This is a genomic window from Nocardiopsis camelliae (assembly GCF_028993595.1).
Taxonomy (GTDB): domain Bacteria; phylum Actinomycetota; class Actinomycetes; order Streptosporangiales; family Streptosporangiaceae; genus Nocardiopsis; species Nocardiopsis dassonvillei.
In genome coordinates, this window is sequence record NZ_CP118614.1 from 5,651,187 (window position 1) to 5,665,270 (window position 14,084).

Sequence of the window (14,084 nt, forward strand, 5' to 3'; positions counted from 1 at the left end):
GGACCACGCCACCCGTGCGCCAGCCACCAACATAGCGCCTTTCCCGGAGGGCTTGCCAAACCTACGGCATCGTAGGTTACGGTTACGTAGGAATAGGTTGGGTCGTCGCGGCGGTCACTTCGGTGTCGTTCGGACGCCGCCCTGACCACGACGACGACCGACTGCCCGACAGCGAGGAAGAACCATGACCGCTGCTCCCGAGCTACCGACCGAGAAGACAGAGCCCAAGCGCGAGGCGATCCCCGAGTACGAGCCCGAGCTGCGCGGCAAGGCCGAGCGGTACACGGTCTTCGCGTTCGTGTTCGTGCCGCTGATCGCCCTGCTGGCCTCGCTGCCCTTCTTCTGGGGCTGGGGCCTGTCCCTGACCGACATCGCCATCGCCTCGGTCTTCTACCTGATCAGCGGCCTGGGCATCACGGTGGGCTTCCACCGCCACTTCACGCACGGCTCGTTCAAGGCCAAGCGCCCGCTGCGCATCGCGCTCGCGATCGCCGGTTCGATGGCCATCGAGGGCAGCGTCATCAAGTGGGTGGCCGACCACCGCCGCCACCACAAGTACGCCGACGCCGAGGGCGACCCGCACTCGCCGTGGCGCTTCGGCGACGACTGGAAGTCGGTCGCCAAGGGCCTGTACTACGCGCACATGGCGTGGATGTACCTGGACGACAAGAAGACCTCGCCGCGCCGCTTCGCGCCCGACCTGCTCAAGGACAAGGACGTCGTCCTGGTCGACAAGCTGTTCGTGCCGATCGTGATCTTCTCCCTGGGCGCCCCGGCGCTCATCGGCGGCCTGGTCACCATGTCCTGGTGGGGCGCGTTCACCGCCTTCTTCTGGGCCAGCCTGGTCCGCGTCGCGCTGCTGCACCACGTCACCTGGTCGATCAACTCCATCTGCCACACCATCGGCGAGGAGAACTTCGAGGTGCGCGACCGCTCCCGCAACGTGTGGTGGCTGGCCATCCCGTCCTTCGGCGAGTCCTGGCACAACCTGCACCACGCCGACCCCACCTGCGCCCGCCACGGCGTGCTCAAGGGCCAGATCGACATCTCCGCCCGCGTCATCTGGTTCTTCGAGAAGTTCGGCTGGGCCTCCAAGGTCCGCTGGCCCAACAACGAACGACTCGCCGCCAAGCGGGTCAGCGTCTAGGATCGGTAGCCATCATGGGAGCAGCCGACAGCGATCAGAAGATCCGTGTGCGCCGCAAGCGCATGACGGGCAAGGAGCGTCGGCAACAGCTCGTGGAGATCGGACGGGAGCTGTTCGCCGAACGCGGGTTCGACGCGGCCTCCGTCGAGGAGATCGCCGCGCGGGCCGGTGTGTCCAAACCCGTGGTGTACGAGCACTTCGGCGGCAAGGAGGGCATCTACGCGGTCGTGGTCGACCGCGAGATGCGCACCCTCCTGGCGATGATGGGCGAGGCCCTCTCCGCCGACGGCGCCCGGAGCAAGATCGAGAACGCGGCCCTGGCCCTGCTGCGGTACGTGGAGGAGAACACCGTGGGGTTCCGGGTGCTGACCCGGGACTCGCACGCGGCCTCCGGCACGGGAAGCTTCGCCAGCCTGCTCAACGACATCGCCAGCCAGGTCGAGCACATCATGGTCGACGAGTTCGCCGAACGGGGTTACGACCCGGCGCTCGCCCCCATGTACGCCCAGGCCCTGGTGGGGATGTGGGCCCTGACCGGCCAGTGGTGGCTGGAGGTGCGCAGGCCCAAGCGCGAGGTGGTCGCCGCGCACCTGGTCAACCTGGCCTGGAACGGGCTGTCGAGCCTGGAGCCGAAGCCGAGGCTGAGCCCTGGCAAGCGCGGGCCGGGCTGACGCCGGAAGGTCCTCTCGACCTGTGGGGCGGGTGTGCACGGCATACCCGCCCCACTATCTTGATGTCAAGAGATAAGCTGTCCCCATGCGCGATGAGGTGGATGGGCTGATCGAGGCGTGGCGCTCCGAACGCCCCGACGTGGACGTGACGCCGCTGGAGGTGTTCAGCCGGGTGTCGCGGCTCGCGCGCCACCTGGACCGCGCCCGGCGCACCGTCTTCACCGAGCACGACCTGGAGCCCTGGGAGTTCGACGTGCTCGCCGAACTGCGCCGCTCCGGACCCCCGTACGAGCTGAGCCCCGGACGGCTCCTGCGCGCCACCCTGGTGACCTCGGGGACCATGACCAACCGGGTGGACCGGCTGGCCGCGGCCGGGCTCGTGCGGCGCCGCCCCGACCCCGCCGACAAGCGCGGGGTCCTGGTCCGGCTGACCGAGCAGGGCGCCGAGCGCATCGACGCGGCCCTCAGGTCGCTCCTGAGCTACGAGGAGACCCTGCTGGCGCCGATGGCCGACGGCGACCGCGAACAGCTGGCATCGTTACTGAGACGCCTCCTGGCGCCCCTCGACAGGGGCCCCGACGCGCAGCAGGGCTAGGCACCGGGCGGGACCCGTCTCCCACCGGGGTCCGGACGTCCGCACCGGCGGGGCGGGCGCGCGGGAGGTCGCCGCCGTCTCCGCCGAACGGGTCCGCTGACCGGCGCGTACTCCTCCCCCGCCCCCCGAAGGCGGGTCCGCCTCCGTGTGTCGGACGCCGCACGGCCGCACCGCGTGAGAACCGCGCGTCCCGGGGTAGTGCAGCCCCGGTACGCGCAGTCGATCGTTCGGGGGGACACGTGCGGGTCCGTTGGATGGCCGCGGCGGCCGCGGCCGTGCTGGTCGCGGGGTGCTCGGGCAGCGGTGGCGGGGGCGCTGACGGCGGCGGCGCCGAGGACGGCGGGGCGGACCCAGGCGGCCGCTACCTGTCGCTGGGCGACTCGATCAGCGTGGGCGTGCAGCCCGACGAGAACGGCAGACCGGTGGAGACCTCAGAGGGCTACACCGACGTCCTGTACCGCACTCTGAAGGAGGAGCGCCCGGGGCTGCGGCACGAGCGGATGGGGTGCGCGGGCGAGGACACCACCACCTTCACGGAGGGCGGGCTGCCCGGCTGCGACCCGCGCTACGAGCACGGCTCGCAGCTGGAGGAGGCCGAGGCCTTCCTGGCCGAGCACGAGGGCGAGGTGGACCTGGTGACGCTGACCATCGGCGCCAACAACTTCACCCGCTGCGTGCGGGGGATCAACACCCCCGAGGGGCAGGCCCCCGACTCCGGGGACGTGGACATCGACCGCGCGTGCGTGGAGGGGGGCCTGGACCGGCTCCGGGAGGAGACCCCCGAGATCGCCGAGCGGCTGCGCGAGGCGGCGGGGCCGGACACGCAGATCATCGGGATGACCTACTACAACCCGTTCCTGGCCTTCCTGCTGCTGGACGGGGACCCCGCCCAGCAGGCGACCGCGGCGGCGGAGGAGGCCGAGGAGCTCTTCCCCGAGGCCGAGGCGCGCGGGGGTCTGGCCGAGGAGGCGGTGGACATCCTGCTGGAGGTCAACGGAACGATCGCCGAGGCCTACCGGGCGGAGGGGATCGACGTGGCGGAGGTGGACGCGGTCTTCGAGTCCACCAATCAGGAGGTGCCCCGGGGCAGTGAGACCGGGCTGCCCGCCAACCTCCAGAACGTCTGCGACCTGACGTGGATGTGCCACGGCGAGCGGGGCCCGGACATCCACCCCAACGAGGAGGGCGCGCGCGAGATCGCCGCCGTCTTCGCCCGGCAGGTGGACCGGGCCGAGTGACCCGGCCGGACCCGGCGGCCGCGTTCGGGGCGGGCCGCCGGGGGGCGGGCGGGGGCGGCTCCGGCTACCCCGCGTCGCCGGGGAGCGCCTTCTCGATGAGCGCGGTGACCCTGGGGTCGTCGGGCTCGGTCGAGCTGCGGAAGCGGTGCACGGCGCCGTCGGGGAGGACGAGGAACTTCTCGAAGTTCCACTTGACCTTCCCGGCCTTGCCGTCCTCGTCCTCGGCGGAGGAGAGCGCCGCGTAGAGCGGGTGCTGCTGCCTGCCGTTGACCTTGGCCTTGGCCGTCATGGGGAAGGTGACGCCCCAGGTGGCCGAGCAGTACTCGGCGATCTTCTCCTCGCTGCCGAACTCCTGGAGGAACTGGTTGCTGGGCACGCCGAGCACGGTGAAGCCCCGGTCGCCGTACTGGTGCTGGAGCTTCTCCAGCCGCTCGTACTGCGGGGTGTAGCCGCAGCGCGAGGCGACGTTGACCACCAGCCTCACCTTGCCGGACCACTCGCCGAACGTCGTCTCGCGTCCGTCGATCAGGGTCACCGGGATCTCGTCCAGGTCGCTCATCCGCGTCCATCTCCTTGCTTGCCGGGGCGCCGACGCCCACCGCGCGGCGCGGTGCTTCACGACGTATTCGGAGCACGCGCCGCCGTGGCTCGGATTCTTTCTCAGGAAGGGGTCCCGGTCCAGCCGCGCCGTCCGCGCACCGCGCCTCCGCGCGGGCCGTTCCGACGTACTCGTGGACAACCGTCCCGCCTCCCATGGATGTCCCAGGACGATATCCAGCACCGACGTACGCAATCTTGTACGATGAGACTCCTTGTACGTCACAGCACTGGAGGCCGGACGTGAAGACGATGAGCTACTCGGAGTCCCGTGCCAACTACGCGGCCACGCTCGACTCCGTCGTCGACGACCGCGAGGAGGTGGTGATCACCAGAGCCGGGCACGAGCCCGTGGTCATGATGGCGCTGTCGGAGTACGAGACCCTCAAGGAGACCGCCTACCTCCTCCGCAGCCCGGAGAACGTGCGGCGCCTGGTCACCGCCATCGAGGAGCTCGAGTCCGACCAGGGCATAGAACGGGACCTGGCCGAATGAGACTCGTCTGGGCACAGAGCGCGTGGGAGGACTACGTCTGGTGGCAGGGACAGGACCACAGGATCCTCAAACGCATCAATGCCCTGATCAAGGACATCGACCGCAACGGAAACGACGGTATGGGCAAACCCGAGCCGCTGCGGCACGGTTTCCAGGGCTACTGGTCCCGTCGCATCACCGACGAACACCGGCTGGTGTACAAGATCAGCGGGGATGAGATCCGGATAGCCGCCTGCCGCTACCACTACGGGAAGTGACGGCCGGGGCCGGCGTCCGCGCCCTCGAAGCCGAACGCCCGGCCGGGGTGCTCCGGCCGGGCGTCCTTCGCGGTCAGGCTCGCCGCGGCCTCACTCCCCGACGAGTTCGGCCTGCTCCAGCCAGACCTCCTCCAGCTCCCCGCGCTCGACGGCCAGGGCCTTGGCCTCGGCGTCGAGTTCGGCGAGCCGGGTGTAGTCCTCGGCCGCGGCGGCCATCAGCTCGTGCAGCTCCCCCTCGCGCTTGGCGATGCGGTCCATGCGCCGCTCGACGCGCTGCATCTCCTTCTGCGCGGCGCGCCGCTCGGCCGCCGACACCGCGGGCTGCTGGTCCGCCGGGGCCTGGGCCGCGGCGGTCTCGGAGGCGCCCAGCGGCACGGTGGCCTCGCCCGCGCTGGCCGCGCGGCGCTGGAGGTACTCGTCCACGCCGCCGGGCAGGAAGGCGAGACCGCCATCGCCCATCAGGGCCAGCACGCGGTCGGTGATGCGCTCCAGGAAGTACCGGTCGTGGCTGACCAGCACCAGGGACCCGGGCCAGCCGTCGAGCAGGTCCTCCAGCTCGGTGAGGGTCTCGATGTCCAGGTCGTTGGTGGGCTCGTCCAGCAGCAGCACGTTGGGCTCGTCCATGAGCAGGCGCAGCAGCTGGAGGCGGCGGCGCTCACCGCCGGACAGGTCGCCGATCGGGGTCCACTGGCGCTCCCCGCGGAACCCGAACCGCTCCAGCATCTGGCTGGCGGTGTAGTCGCGCTTGCCGATGGTGACGTGCTCGCGCACGTCCATGACCGCCTGGAGGGGGCGGGCGGCGGGGTCGAGCTCGGCGACGTTCTGGGACAGGTGGGCGAGCTTGACGGTCCGGCCGGTGCGCACGCTGCCGGAGTCGGGCTCGCGCTCCCCGGCAAGGATCCTGAGCAGGGTGGACTTGCCCGCGCCGTTGACTCCGACCAGGCCGACCCGGTCGCCGGGGCCCAGCTGCCAGGTGAGGTGGTCGAGCAGGGTCCGGTCGGGGACGGACGCGGACACGTTCTTGAGGTCGATGACGGTCTTGCCGAGGCGGGAGCTGGCGAACTTGACCAGTTCGACCGTGTCGCGGGGCGGCGGCTCGTCGGCGATGAGCTGGTTGGCCGCCTCGATGCGGAACTTGGGCTTGGACGTGCGGGCCGGGGCGCCGCGGCGCAGCCAGGCCAGCTCCTTGCGCATGAGGTTCTGGCGGCGCTCCTCGGCGGCGGCCGCCTGGCGCTCGCGCTCGGCCTTGGCCAGGACGTAGGCGGCGTAGCCGCCCTCGTAGCGCTCGACCGCGCCGCGCCCGACCTCCCAGGTGCGGGTGGTGACGGCGTCCAGGAACCAGCGGTCGTGGGTGACGACCACGAGCGCCTCGGGACGGGCGCGCAGGTGCTCGGCGAGCCAGGCGATGCCCTCGATGTCGAGGTGGTTGGTGGGCTCGTCCAGGACGATGAGGTCGTGGTCGTCCACCAGGAGCCGGGCCAGGCCGGAGCGGCGGCGCTCGCCGCCGGAGAGGCCGCTCATGGGGGTGTCCAGGGCCCAGCCGCCGAGGAGTCCGCGCAGGATGTCGCGGACGCGGGCGTCGCCCGCCCACTCGTGCTCGGCCCGGTCGCCCAGGACGAACTCCCCGACCGTGGAGTCGGGGAAGGTGTCGCGCTGGTGCAGGAAGCCGATGCGCAGTCCGCGGTTGTGCACCACCCGCCCGGAGTCGGGTTCGGTGATGCCCGAGAGCACGGAGATGAGCGTGGACTTGCCGCCGCCGTTGCGGCCGACGACGCCGATGCGCTCACCCTCGTCGACGCCGAGCGACACCTTGTCGAGGAGTACGAGCGGCCCGTAGGCCAGGGACACGTCCTGAAGATTGACCAGATTCATCACTGTCCATTGTGGCGGCAGTGCCGTGGTGCGCTGACCGCCGCCGCTCCCCCGGGGCGGCGGCCGGTCCTCACTCCGCCTCCGGCTGCTCCCCGTCGAGCAGCAGCCGGGCCACGGAGTCGTCCGTCACCAGCGTGGACACCAGGCCGCTGCGCAGCGCGGCGCCGATCGCCCTGGCCTTGGCCTCGTCCCCGGCTCCGGCGACCGCCACCACCTCGGGCACCCGGCGCAGCTGGTCCGCCCGGACGCTGATGACCCTCTCGTCCAGGTCGGAGTGCACCTGGCGCCCGTCGGCGTCGAACAGCTGGGCGGACATCTCCGCGCGCACGCCCAGCGCGGTGTACCTGGCCCGCGAGTCCGGGTCCAGCGCCTGGAAAACGGTCGAGTTGCGCTCGTCCCAGCCCCCGATGGCCACCACGGCCGTCGTGAGGCGGTCGAAGTGCGCGAACGCGGAGGCGATGCCCGGGTCGGCGCGCAGCGTCGCCGCCGTCGCGGCGTCCGGCAGGATGAGCGGCGCGTAGATCGGGTACGCGGGTCCGCCCGAGAGCGCGGCCGCCCGGCGCACGGTCTCGACCGATCCGCCGCCTTCCGCCTGCTCGGACAGCACGCCGTTGAGCTGCACCACCGTGCAGCGGGGCAGGTCGACCATGTCCAGGCCCATCAGCTGGAGCGACCTGCTCCAGGCCAGCCCCAGCACCTCGTCGGGCCGCACGATCTCCGACAGCAGCCGCGCCGCCACCGAGCCCAGCGCCCGGCGCGTGTCCCGCGGGTCCTCCAGGGCGTCCACGACGATCGCCCGGCGCAGGCCGAAGGCCGCGCGCATGCGCTCGGACAGCTCCCCGTCCAGCCGGGCGGGCAGGCGGATGTCGATGCGCACGATCCCGCTGCTGCGGGCGGCCTCCAGGTCCCGGGCGACCTTGAACCTGCTCAGGCCGAACTCCTCGGCGATCTCCACCTTGGACCGCCCGTCCAGGTAGAACCTGCGGGCGATGGCGGCGAGCCGCACCATCTCCGCGGGGCCGCTGGGGGCCGTCTCCTGAACCTCACCACGCTGATCGCTCATACGTGCAGGAGTGTACTCGAATGTGCCCGATCCATTGACAGCGCGTTTCCGATGGGAGTTCAATGTTCGAAACATATGTGACTCACGTCGCTCACATGAGCGTCCAACAGGAGGTTCCCAACCGTGCGTGCCGCCATCATCACCGAACCGGGCTCCGTCACCGTGGGGGACCGCCCCGACCCGCACCCCGCCGCCGACGGCGTGGTGGTCCGGGTCGGCGCCTGCGGGATCTGCGGGACGGACCTGCACATCGCCGACGGCGAGTTCCCGCCCAGCCCCTACCCGCTGGTGCCCGGGCACGAGTTCGCCGGAACGGTCACGGCCGTCGGCGAGAACGCCCCGGGGGACCTGCGCCCGGGCGACCGGGTGGCCGTGGACCCCTCCCTGTTCTGCGGGCACTGCGAGTACTGCCGCGCCGGACGGGGCAACCTGTGCGCCAACTGGGGCGCGATCGGCGACACCGTGGACGGCGCGTTCGCCGAGTACGTGGCCGTCCCCGCCGCCAACTGCTACCGCCTGCCCGACTCGGTGAGCATGCGCGAGGGCGCCCTGGTCGAGCCGCTCTCGTGCGCGGTCCACGGCGTCCGGCGCATCGGGGTGGAGAACGGCGAGCGCTTCCTGGTGGTGGGCGCCGGAACCATGGGCCTGCTCCTCCAGCAGCTGTTGCAGAACTCCGGCGCCCGCGTGACCGTGGTCGACCGCAACACCCGCCGCCTGGCCATCGCCGCCGACCTCGGCGCCGCCGCCACCGCGACGGACACCTCCGAGCTGGGCGACGAGCGCTTCGACGCCGCGGTGGACGTCACCGGCGCGCCCCCGGCCATCGAGGCGGCCTTCGACTCGCTGAGGCGGGGAGGGCGCCTGCTGGTCTTCGGTGTCGCCGACGAGGCCGCCCGCGTGGCGCTGTCGCCGTTCCGGATCTACAACGACGAGATCACCGTCGTGGGCTCCATGGCCGTGCTGAACAGCTACGGGGCGGCCGTGGACCTCATCAGCGCCGGGGCCGTGCGCACCGCTCCGCTGCTCACCGACGCCCTGCCCCTGGAGAAGTTCCCCGAGGCGCTGGCCATGATGCGCGCGGGCACCGGGGTGAAGGTCCAGATCGTCCCCGACGAGACCGCCTGACCCGGGAAGGCAGCGAACGTGCACACCACCTACGCCGTCCGGGCGACCGCCGTGGCCGCCTCCGGACTGCTGCTCACCGGGTGCGCCGGAATGGGCGCGCTCTCCTCCGAGGACGGCACCGTCCGGCTGACCGTCGCGATCGTGTCCAACCCGCAGATGCAGGACGCGATCTCGCTGGAGTCGCAGTTCCGCGAGGAGCACCCCGGCATCGGGATCGACTTCGTGTCCCTGCCGGAGAACGAGGCCCGCGCCAAGATCACCACCTCCGTGGCGACCGGCGGGGGCGAGTTCGACGTCGTCATGATCAGCAACTACGAGACCCGCCAGTGGGCCGAGTACGGCTGGCTGGAGAACCTGCAGCCCTCCATCGACGCCGCCGAGGGCTACGACCACGAGGACTTCATCCCCTCCATCCGGGAGGACCTGTCCTACGAGGGCGACATGTACTCGGTGCCCTTCTACGGCGAGTCCTCCTTCCTCGCCTACCGGAAGGACCTGTTCGAGGAGGCCGGCGTGGAGATGCCGGAGAACCCCACCTGGGAGGAGGTGGCGGACCTGGCCGCGGAGCTCGACGGCGTGGAGCCGGGGGTCTCGGGGATCTGCCTGCGCGGCCTCGCGGGCTGGGGCGAGGTGCTGAGCCCCTTCAACAGCCTCCTGAACACCTTCGGCGGGCGCTGGTACGACGAGGACTGGAACGCCGAGATCGACTCCCCCGAGTTCCGGCGCGCGGCCGAGTTCTACGTGGACCTGGCGCGCGAGCACGGCCAGCCGGGCGCCGCCAACAGCGGGTTCGGGGACTGCCTGAACCGCTACTCCCAGGGCCGCGCGGCCATGTTCTACGACTCCACCTCCATGGTCAGCACCATCGAGGACCCGGACTCCGCGACCGTGGCCGGGCTCAACGGCTACGCGGCGGCGCCGGTGGCCGAGACCGACTACGGCGGCTGGCTCTACACCTGGGCGCTGGGCATCCCCTCCACCTCCGAGCACAAGGAGGAGGCGTGGGCGTTCCTGGAGTGGATGACCGACAAGGACTACGTCCGCACCGTCGCCGAGGAGTACGGCTGGCAGCGGGTGCCGCCCGGCAACCGGCTCTCCACGTTCGAGGTACCCGAGTACCAGGAGGTGGCGGGAGCCTACGCCGATCCGATGCTCCAGGGCATCCAGGAGGCGGACCCCGAGGACCCGGGCACGCGTCCGGTCCCCTACGAGGGCATCGGCTTCCTCGCCATCCCCGAGTTCCAGGACCTGGGCACCCGGGTCAGCCAGCAGCTGAGCGCGGCCATAGCCGGGCAGATCACCGTCGAGCAGGCGCTCGAACAGAGCCAGGAGTACGCCGAGGTCGTCGGTGAGACCTACAAGGAGGACGACCGATGAGCGCTGTGACCGCGCCCGCGCGCGAGGCGCCCGCGGCGACGACGCCGCCCGAGCGGCCGAGGCGGGGCCGCGGCGAGGGCGGATGGGCCCGCCGGGCCCCGCTGCTGCCCGCCCTGGTGTTCATGCTGGTCGTCACCCAGCTGCCGTTCCTGGCGACGGTCGTGTACTCGCTGCGCTCGTGGAACCTGCTGCGGCCGGACTCCCAGGCGTGGGTGGGCCTGGCCAACTACGCGGCGGTCTTCACCGACCGGCAGTTCCTGGGCGCGGCGGCGAACACGGTGCTGATCACCGCCTCCTGCGTCGTGGTGGCGATGCTGCTGGGCATCGGACTGGCGCTGCTGCTGGACCGGAAGTTCCGGGGGCGCGGCGTGGTGCGCACGCTCGTCATCACCCCGTTCCTGATCCTGCCCGTGGCCACGGCCCTGCTGTGGAAGCACATCATGCTGGAGCCGGTGTTCGGCCTGGTGAACTTCGTGCTGTCGCCGTTCGGGGTCGAGTCGTTCGACTGGGTCTCCCAGGCGCCCGTGTTCTCCGTGGTGGCCGCGCTGGTCTGGCAGTGGACGCCGTTCATGATGCTGCTGGTGCTGGCGGGACTCCAGAGCCAGGGCGGTGACGTGCTGGAGGCGGGCCAGGTCGACGGCGCGTCCCGGTGGCAGATGTTCGCCTGGATCACCCTGCCGCACCTGCGCCGCTACATCGAGCTGGGCGTGCTGCTGGGGTCGGTCTACGTGGTGAACACCTTCGACACGATCTACATGATGACCCAGGGCGGGCCGGGCACCGCGAGCTCCAACCTGCCCTTCTACGTCTACCAGCGGACCTTCCTCGGGTTCGACATCGGCCAGTCCGCGGCCATGGGCGTCGTGGTGGTGGTCGGCACCATCATCGTGGCGACGCTGGCCCTGCGGCTGATCTTCCGCACGTTCATGAACGCACAGGAGGTGAGCTCGTGACCGCCCGAGCCCCCGAACGCCCCGCGGGCGCCGGAGGCGGCGCCGTCGCCGCACGCGCGCCGCGCGAGGCCCGCCGCTCCCGGGCACGGCTGGGCAGCGCCGCCCTGACCGCGTTCACGTGGGCCGTGGGACTGGTCTTCGTGTTCCCGGTGCTGTGGCTGGTGCTGACCGCGTTCAAGGAGGAGAACCAGGCCGCGACCGACCCGCCGACGCTCTTCTTCCAGCCGACGCTGGACCGGTTCACCACCGTCCTGGGCGCGGACTTCCTGCCGTACCTGGGCAACTCGATGATCGCCACCCTGGCGTCCACGCTCCTGGTGCTGCTGCTCGGGCTGCCCGCCGCCTACGCGCTGTCGGTGGCCCCGGTCAAGCGGACCCAGGACGTGCTGTTCTTCTTCATCTCGACGAAGATGCTGCCGGTGGTGGCGGTCGTGGTGCCGATCTACGTCGCCGCCTCGCAGCTGTCGATGCTGGACAACGTGTGGACCCTGGTGGTGCTGTACACGGCGATGAACCTGCCCATCGCGGTGTGGATGCTGCGGTCGTTCTTCCTGGAGGTGCCCAAGGCGATCGTGGAGGCGGCCCGGGTGGAGGGCGCCGGGCTGGCGCGCGTGCTGTGGTCGGTGATGATGCCGGTGATGGCCCCGGGCATCGCGGCGACCGCGCTGATCTGCATGATCTTCGCCTGGAACGAGTTCTTCTTCGCCGTCAACCTGACCGCCGCACGGGCCGCGACCGTCCCGGTGTTCCTGACCGGCTTCATCACGAGCGAGGGGTTGTTCGTGGCGCAGCTGGCGGCGGCGGCCGTCATGGCCTCGCTGCCCATCGTGGTGATCGGCTGGACGGCCCAGCGCCAGCTCGTGCGCGGCCTGTCGATGGGCGCCGTCAAGTAACGGACCCGAGGGGCGCCCGGGGCCGCACCACGCAGGGCCCCGGGCGGGTCCGGGTGATCGTCCCGCCCGCCGCGGCGGCGGGCGGGTCACACGGGAGGGCCGGTCACACCGGCAAGCGGGTCACACGAGGAAGAACGCACGGGCGGACTTGGCGATGCCCTCGGTGTCCAGCCCGTGCTCCCGGGCGTGCTGCGCCGGGGTCCCGTAGGCGCGCACCTCGCGGTCCCGCGCCACGCCCAGGCCGAGCTGGCGGTGGCGCCGGTCGGCCAGCGCCGCGGCGACCTCGTGCGCCGAGGTCCCGCTCAGGTAGGGCTCCACCACCAGCACGTCGGCGTTGCCCGCCGCGCCGACGAGCGCGCTCAGCCCCTCGCGGTCGAAGGGGCGCACGGTGGCCGTGTAGGCGACCGTCACGTCCAGGTCTGCGGTGGCCTCCAGCACCCGGTCCAGCATCGGCCCGACCGCCACCACCACCCCGGCCGAGCGCGGCGAGCCCGTGCGCACGACGCCGAGGCGTCCGTCCAGCGGCATCGCCGCGCGGTTGGCGGTCCCCGACAGGCGCACGTACACGCGGTCCTCGCCGGGCAGGGCGGCCTCCAGGGCGGCGTGCACCTCGTCGGGGTGCCCCGGCGCGTACACGGTCCACCCCGGCAGGGTGTCCAGCAGGGCCACGTCGCCGGGCGCCTGGTGGGTGCGCCCCTCCTCCGCGGCGTCGTAGGAGCCGCCGATGCTCACCAGGACGGCGCCCACGCCCTGGTGGCCCAGGTCCAGCTTGAGCTGTTCGAAGGGCCGCTCCACCAGGAACGGCGCGTAGCTGTGCACGACCGGGCGCATCCCGGTCAGGGCCAGTCCCCCGGCCACTCCGATCATGGCCTGCTCCCGGATGCCCACGTCGATCACCCGGCCGGGGTGCCGGGCGGCGGCGCCGCGGAACATGCCCGCGGAGATGGCGGCCAGGACGACGGTCAGGCGCGGGTCGGTGTCCATGGCCCGGTTGACGGTGGCGGCGAAGGTGTCACGCATGGGGCTCTCCTAGGAACGGACGCGGGCGACGACGGCCAGCGGCCGTCCGGGGTGGGGGCGGGTGAGCGCGCCGTACAGGGCGTCGTGGTCGCGTCCGGAGACGTCGCGGGCCTCCCAGCCCTCGATCCCGAAGCGGGCGCCGATCCCGCCCGGCCACCCGTGGCTGGCCGAGGCGTTGTCCACGGCGACGACGGTGAGGTTGTCCACACCGAGCCGTCCGGCGACCGCGATGGCCTCGTGGTTGCTGCCCTCGTCGAGTTCGCCGTCGCCGACGAGCACCACGACGCGGGGTTCGGTCCCGTCGGGGCGGCGGATCCCCTGGGCGCGCAGGCCGAGCGCGCTGCCCAACCCCAGGGGCAGTCCGTGGCCGAGCGACCCGCTGCCGATCTCCGCCCCCGGGACGAGCAGCCGGTCCGGGTGGTGGCCGAGCGGCGAGTCGAAGGCGGTCCATCCGCGCAGCGTCGGCACGTCCAGGAAGCCCTTGGCCGCGAGCACGGCGTAGAAGGCGGCGGGTCCGTGCCCCTTGGAGAGCAGGAAGCGGTCCCGGGCCGGGTCGTCGGCGGTGTCGGGGGTGACCGACAGCACGCGGTCGTAGAGCACCCACACGATGTCGAGCGTGGAGTGGGCCGCTCCGTTGTGCTTCTCGTCACCCTCCATGAGTCCGATGAGGGCGGGCAGGTCGGCGTAGCGCGAGAGGGCGGTTGCGGTGGTCATGTCCACCAGTGTTGAACCCCAACAAAGGTTGAGGTCAACTGGCGCGGACCTCCTCCGACCAGGAAAA

At 71.7% G+C, this 14,084-nt stretch carries 15 protein-coding genes; 10 read left to right on the plus strand and 5 right to left on the minus strand.

Annotated features, from left to right (window positions below; translation table 11 throughout):
• Positions 1-184 precede the first annotated feature (184 nt).
• The 4 genes from PV789_RS24625 (at position 185) to PV789_RS24640 (ending at position 3,651) form a co-directional block, all read left to right on the plus strand.
• Positions 185-1,147, plus strand: coding sequence for an acyl-CoA desaturase (locus PV789_RS24625; RefSeq protein WP_274974750.1), 963 nt, complete (start codon positions 185-187; stop codon positions 1,145-1,147).
• Between the two features lie 14 nt (positions 1,148-1,161).
• A complete protein-coding gene (locus tag PV789_RS24630) occupies positions 1,162-1,818 on the plus strand; it encodes a TetR/AcrR family transcriptional regulator (protein ID WP_274974751.1) in 657 nt (218 codons plus the stop codon).
• An 85-nt stretch (positions 1,819-1,903) separates the two neighbouring features.
• A complete protein-coding gene (locus tag PV789_RS24635; RefSeq protein ID WP_274974752.1) occupies positions 1,904-2,413 on the plus strand; it encodes a MarR family winged helix-turn-helix transcriptional regulator in 510 nt (169 codons plus the stop codon).
• Positions 2,414-2,667: 254 nt separating this feature from the next.
• Positions 2,668-3,651 (plus strand): GDSL-type esterase/lipase family protein, encoded by a 984-nt coding sequence (locus PV789_RS24640; protein WP_274974753.1) that lies wholly within the window; start codon positions 2,668-2,670, stop codon positions 3,649-3,651.
• Between the two features lie 64 nt (positions 3,652-3,715).
• Here the strand turns inward: PV789_RS24640 and PV789_RS24645 are convergent, their stop codons facing one another.
• A complete protein-coding gene (locus tag PV789_RS24645; RefSeq protein ID WP_274974754.1) occupies positions 3,716-4,210 on the minus strand; it encodes a glutathione peroxidase in 495 nt (164 codons plus the stop codon).
• A 281-nt stretch (positions 4,211-4,491) separates the two neighbouring features.
• Between PV789_RS24645 and PV789_RS24650 the strand changes: the two genes are divergently transcribed.
• Positions 4,492-4,743 (plus strand): type II toxin-antitoxin system Phd/YefM family antitoxin, encoded by a 252-nt coding sequence (locus PV789_RS24650; protein WP_274974755.1) that lies wholly within the window; start codon positions 4,492-4,494, stop codon positions 4,741-4,743.
• Complete coding sequence (locus tag PV789_RS24655) at positions 4,740-5,000, plus strand: Txe/YoeB family addiction module toxin (RefSeq protein WP_274974756.1); 261 nt, start codon at positions 4,740-4,742, stop codon at positions 4,998-5,000. The genes PV789_RS24650 and PV789_RS24655 overlap by 4 nt, the downstream gene beginning before the upstream one ends.
• Before the next feature lie 90 nt (positions 5,001-5,090).
• Here the strand turns inward: PV789_RS24655 and PV789_RS24660 are convergent, their stop codons facing one another.
• Positions 5,091-6,872 (minus strand): ABC-F family ATP-binding cassette domain-containing protein, encoded by a 1,782-nt coding sequence (locus PV789_RS24660; RefSeq protein WP_274974757.1) that lies wholly within the window; start codon positions 6,870-6,872, stop codon positions 5,091-5,093.
• A 70-nt stretch (positions 6,873-6,942) separates the two neighbouring features.
• Entirely contained in the window at positions 6,943-7,881 is a 939-nt protein-coding gene (locus PV789_RS24665) for a sugar-binding transcriptional regulator (protein WP_274978246.1), read from the minus strand.
• Between the two features lie 177 nt (positions 7,882-8,058).
• Between PV789_RS24665 and PV789_RS24670 the strand changes: the two genes are divergently transcribed.
• The 4 genes from PV789_RS24670 to PV789_RS24685 are packed head-to-tail and all read left to right on the plus strand — an operon-like array spanning position 8,059 to position 12,283.
• Positions 8,059-9,060, plus strand: coding sequence for a zinc-dependent alcohol dehydrogenase family protein (locus tag PV789_RS24670; protein ID WP_274974758.1), 1,002 nt, complete (start codon positions 8,059-8,061; stop codon positions 9,058-9,060).
• A gap of 18 nt (positions 9,061-9,078) precedes the next feature.
• Positions 9,079-10,437: an ABC transporter substrate-binding protein gene (locus PV789_RS24675; protein ID WP_274974759.1), complete on the plus strand. Its 1,359-nt coding sequence runs from the start codon at positions 9,079-9,081 to the stop codon at positions 10,435-10,437.
• Positions 10,434-11,390: a carbohydrate ABC transporter permease gene (locus PV789_RS24680; protein WP_274974760.1), complete on the plus strand. Its 957-nt coding sequence runs from the start codon at positions 10,434-10,436 to the stop codon at positions 11,388-11,390. The genes PV789_RS24675 and PV789_RS24680 overlap by 4 nt, the downstream gene beginning before the upstream one ends.
• Positions 11,387-12,283, plus strand: a complete 897-nt coding sequence (locus PV789_RS24685) for a carbohydrate ABC transporter permease (protein WP_274974761.1) — start codon at positions 11,387-11,389, stop codon at positions 12,281-12,283. The genes PV789_RS24680 and PV789_RS24685 overlap by 4 nt, the downstream gene beginning before the upstream one ends.
• A 120-nt stretch (positions 12,284-12,403) precedes the next feature.
• On the opposite strand, the gene PV789_RS24690 is transcribed toward PV789_RS24685, so the two are convergent.
• Positions 12,404-13,303, minus strand: coding sequence for a transketolase family protein (locus PV789_RS24690; RefSeq protein ID WP_274974762.1), 900 nt, complete (start codon positions 13,301-13,303; stop codon positions 12,404-12,406).
• Positions 13,304-13,312: 9 nt separating this feature from the next.
• Positions 13,313-14,017, minus strand: a complete 705-nt coding sequence (locus PV789_RS24695; protein ID WP_274974763.1) for a thiamine pyrophosphate-binding protein — start codon at positions 14,015-14,017, stop codon at positions 13,313-13,315.
• Positions 14,018-14,084 lie beyond the last annotated feature (67 nt).

Excerpts from the sequence above, each read along its gene's own strand:
- PV789_RS24625 (WP_274974750.1), top strand. The coding sequence starts at position 185 with ATGACCGCTGCTCCCGAGCTACCGACCGAGAAGACAGAGCCCAAGCGC.
- PV789_RS24630 (WP_274974751.1), top strand. The coding sequence starts at position 1,162 with ATGGGAGCAGCCGACAGCGATCAGAAGATCCGTGTGCGCCGCAAGCGC.
- PV789_RS24635 (WP_274974752.1), top strand. The coding sequence starts at position 1,904 with ATGCGCGATGAGGTGGATGGGCTGATCGAGGCGTGGCGCTCCGAACGC.
- PV789_RS24640 (WP_274974753.1), top strand. The coding sequence starts at position 2,668 with ATGGCCGCGGCGGCCGCGGCCGTGCTGGTCGCGGGGTGCTCGGGCAGC.
- PV789_RS24645 (WP_274974754.1), bottom strand. The coding sequence starts at position 4,210 with ATGAGCGACCTGGACGAGATCCCGGTGACCCTGATCGACGGACGCGAG.
- PV789_RS24655 (WP_274974756.1), top strand. The coding sequence starts at position 4,740 with ATGAGACTCGTCTGGGCACAGAGCGCGTGGGAGGACTACGTCTGGTGG.
- PV789_RS24660 (WP_274974757.1), bottom strand. The coding sequence starts at position 6,872 with ATGAATCTGGTCAATCTTCAGGACGTGTCCCTGGCCTACGGGCCGCTC.
- PV789_RS24665 (WP_274978246.1), bottom strand. The coding sequence starts at position 7,881 with ATGGTGCGGCTCGCCGCCATCGCCCGCAGGTTCTACCTGGACGGGCGG.
- PV789_RS24680 (WP_274974760.1), top strand. The coding sequence starts at position 10,434 with ATGAGCGCTGTGACCGCGCCCGCGCGCGAGGCGCCCGCGGCGACGACG.
- PV789_RS24690 (WP_274974762.1), bottom strand. The coding sequence starts at position 13,303 with ATGCGTGACACCTTCGCCGCCACCGTCAACCGGGCCATGGACACCGAC.
- PV789_RS24695 (WP_274974763.1), bottom strand. The coding sequence starts at position 14,017 with ATGACCACCGCAACCGCCCTCTCGCGCTACGCCGACCTGCCCGCCCTC.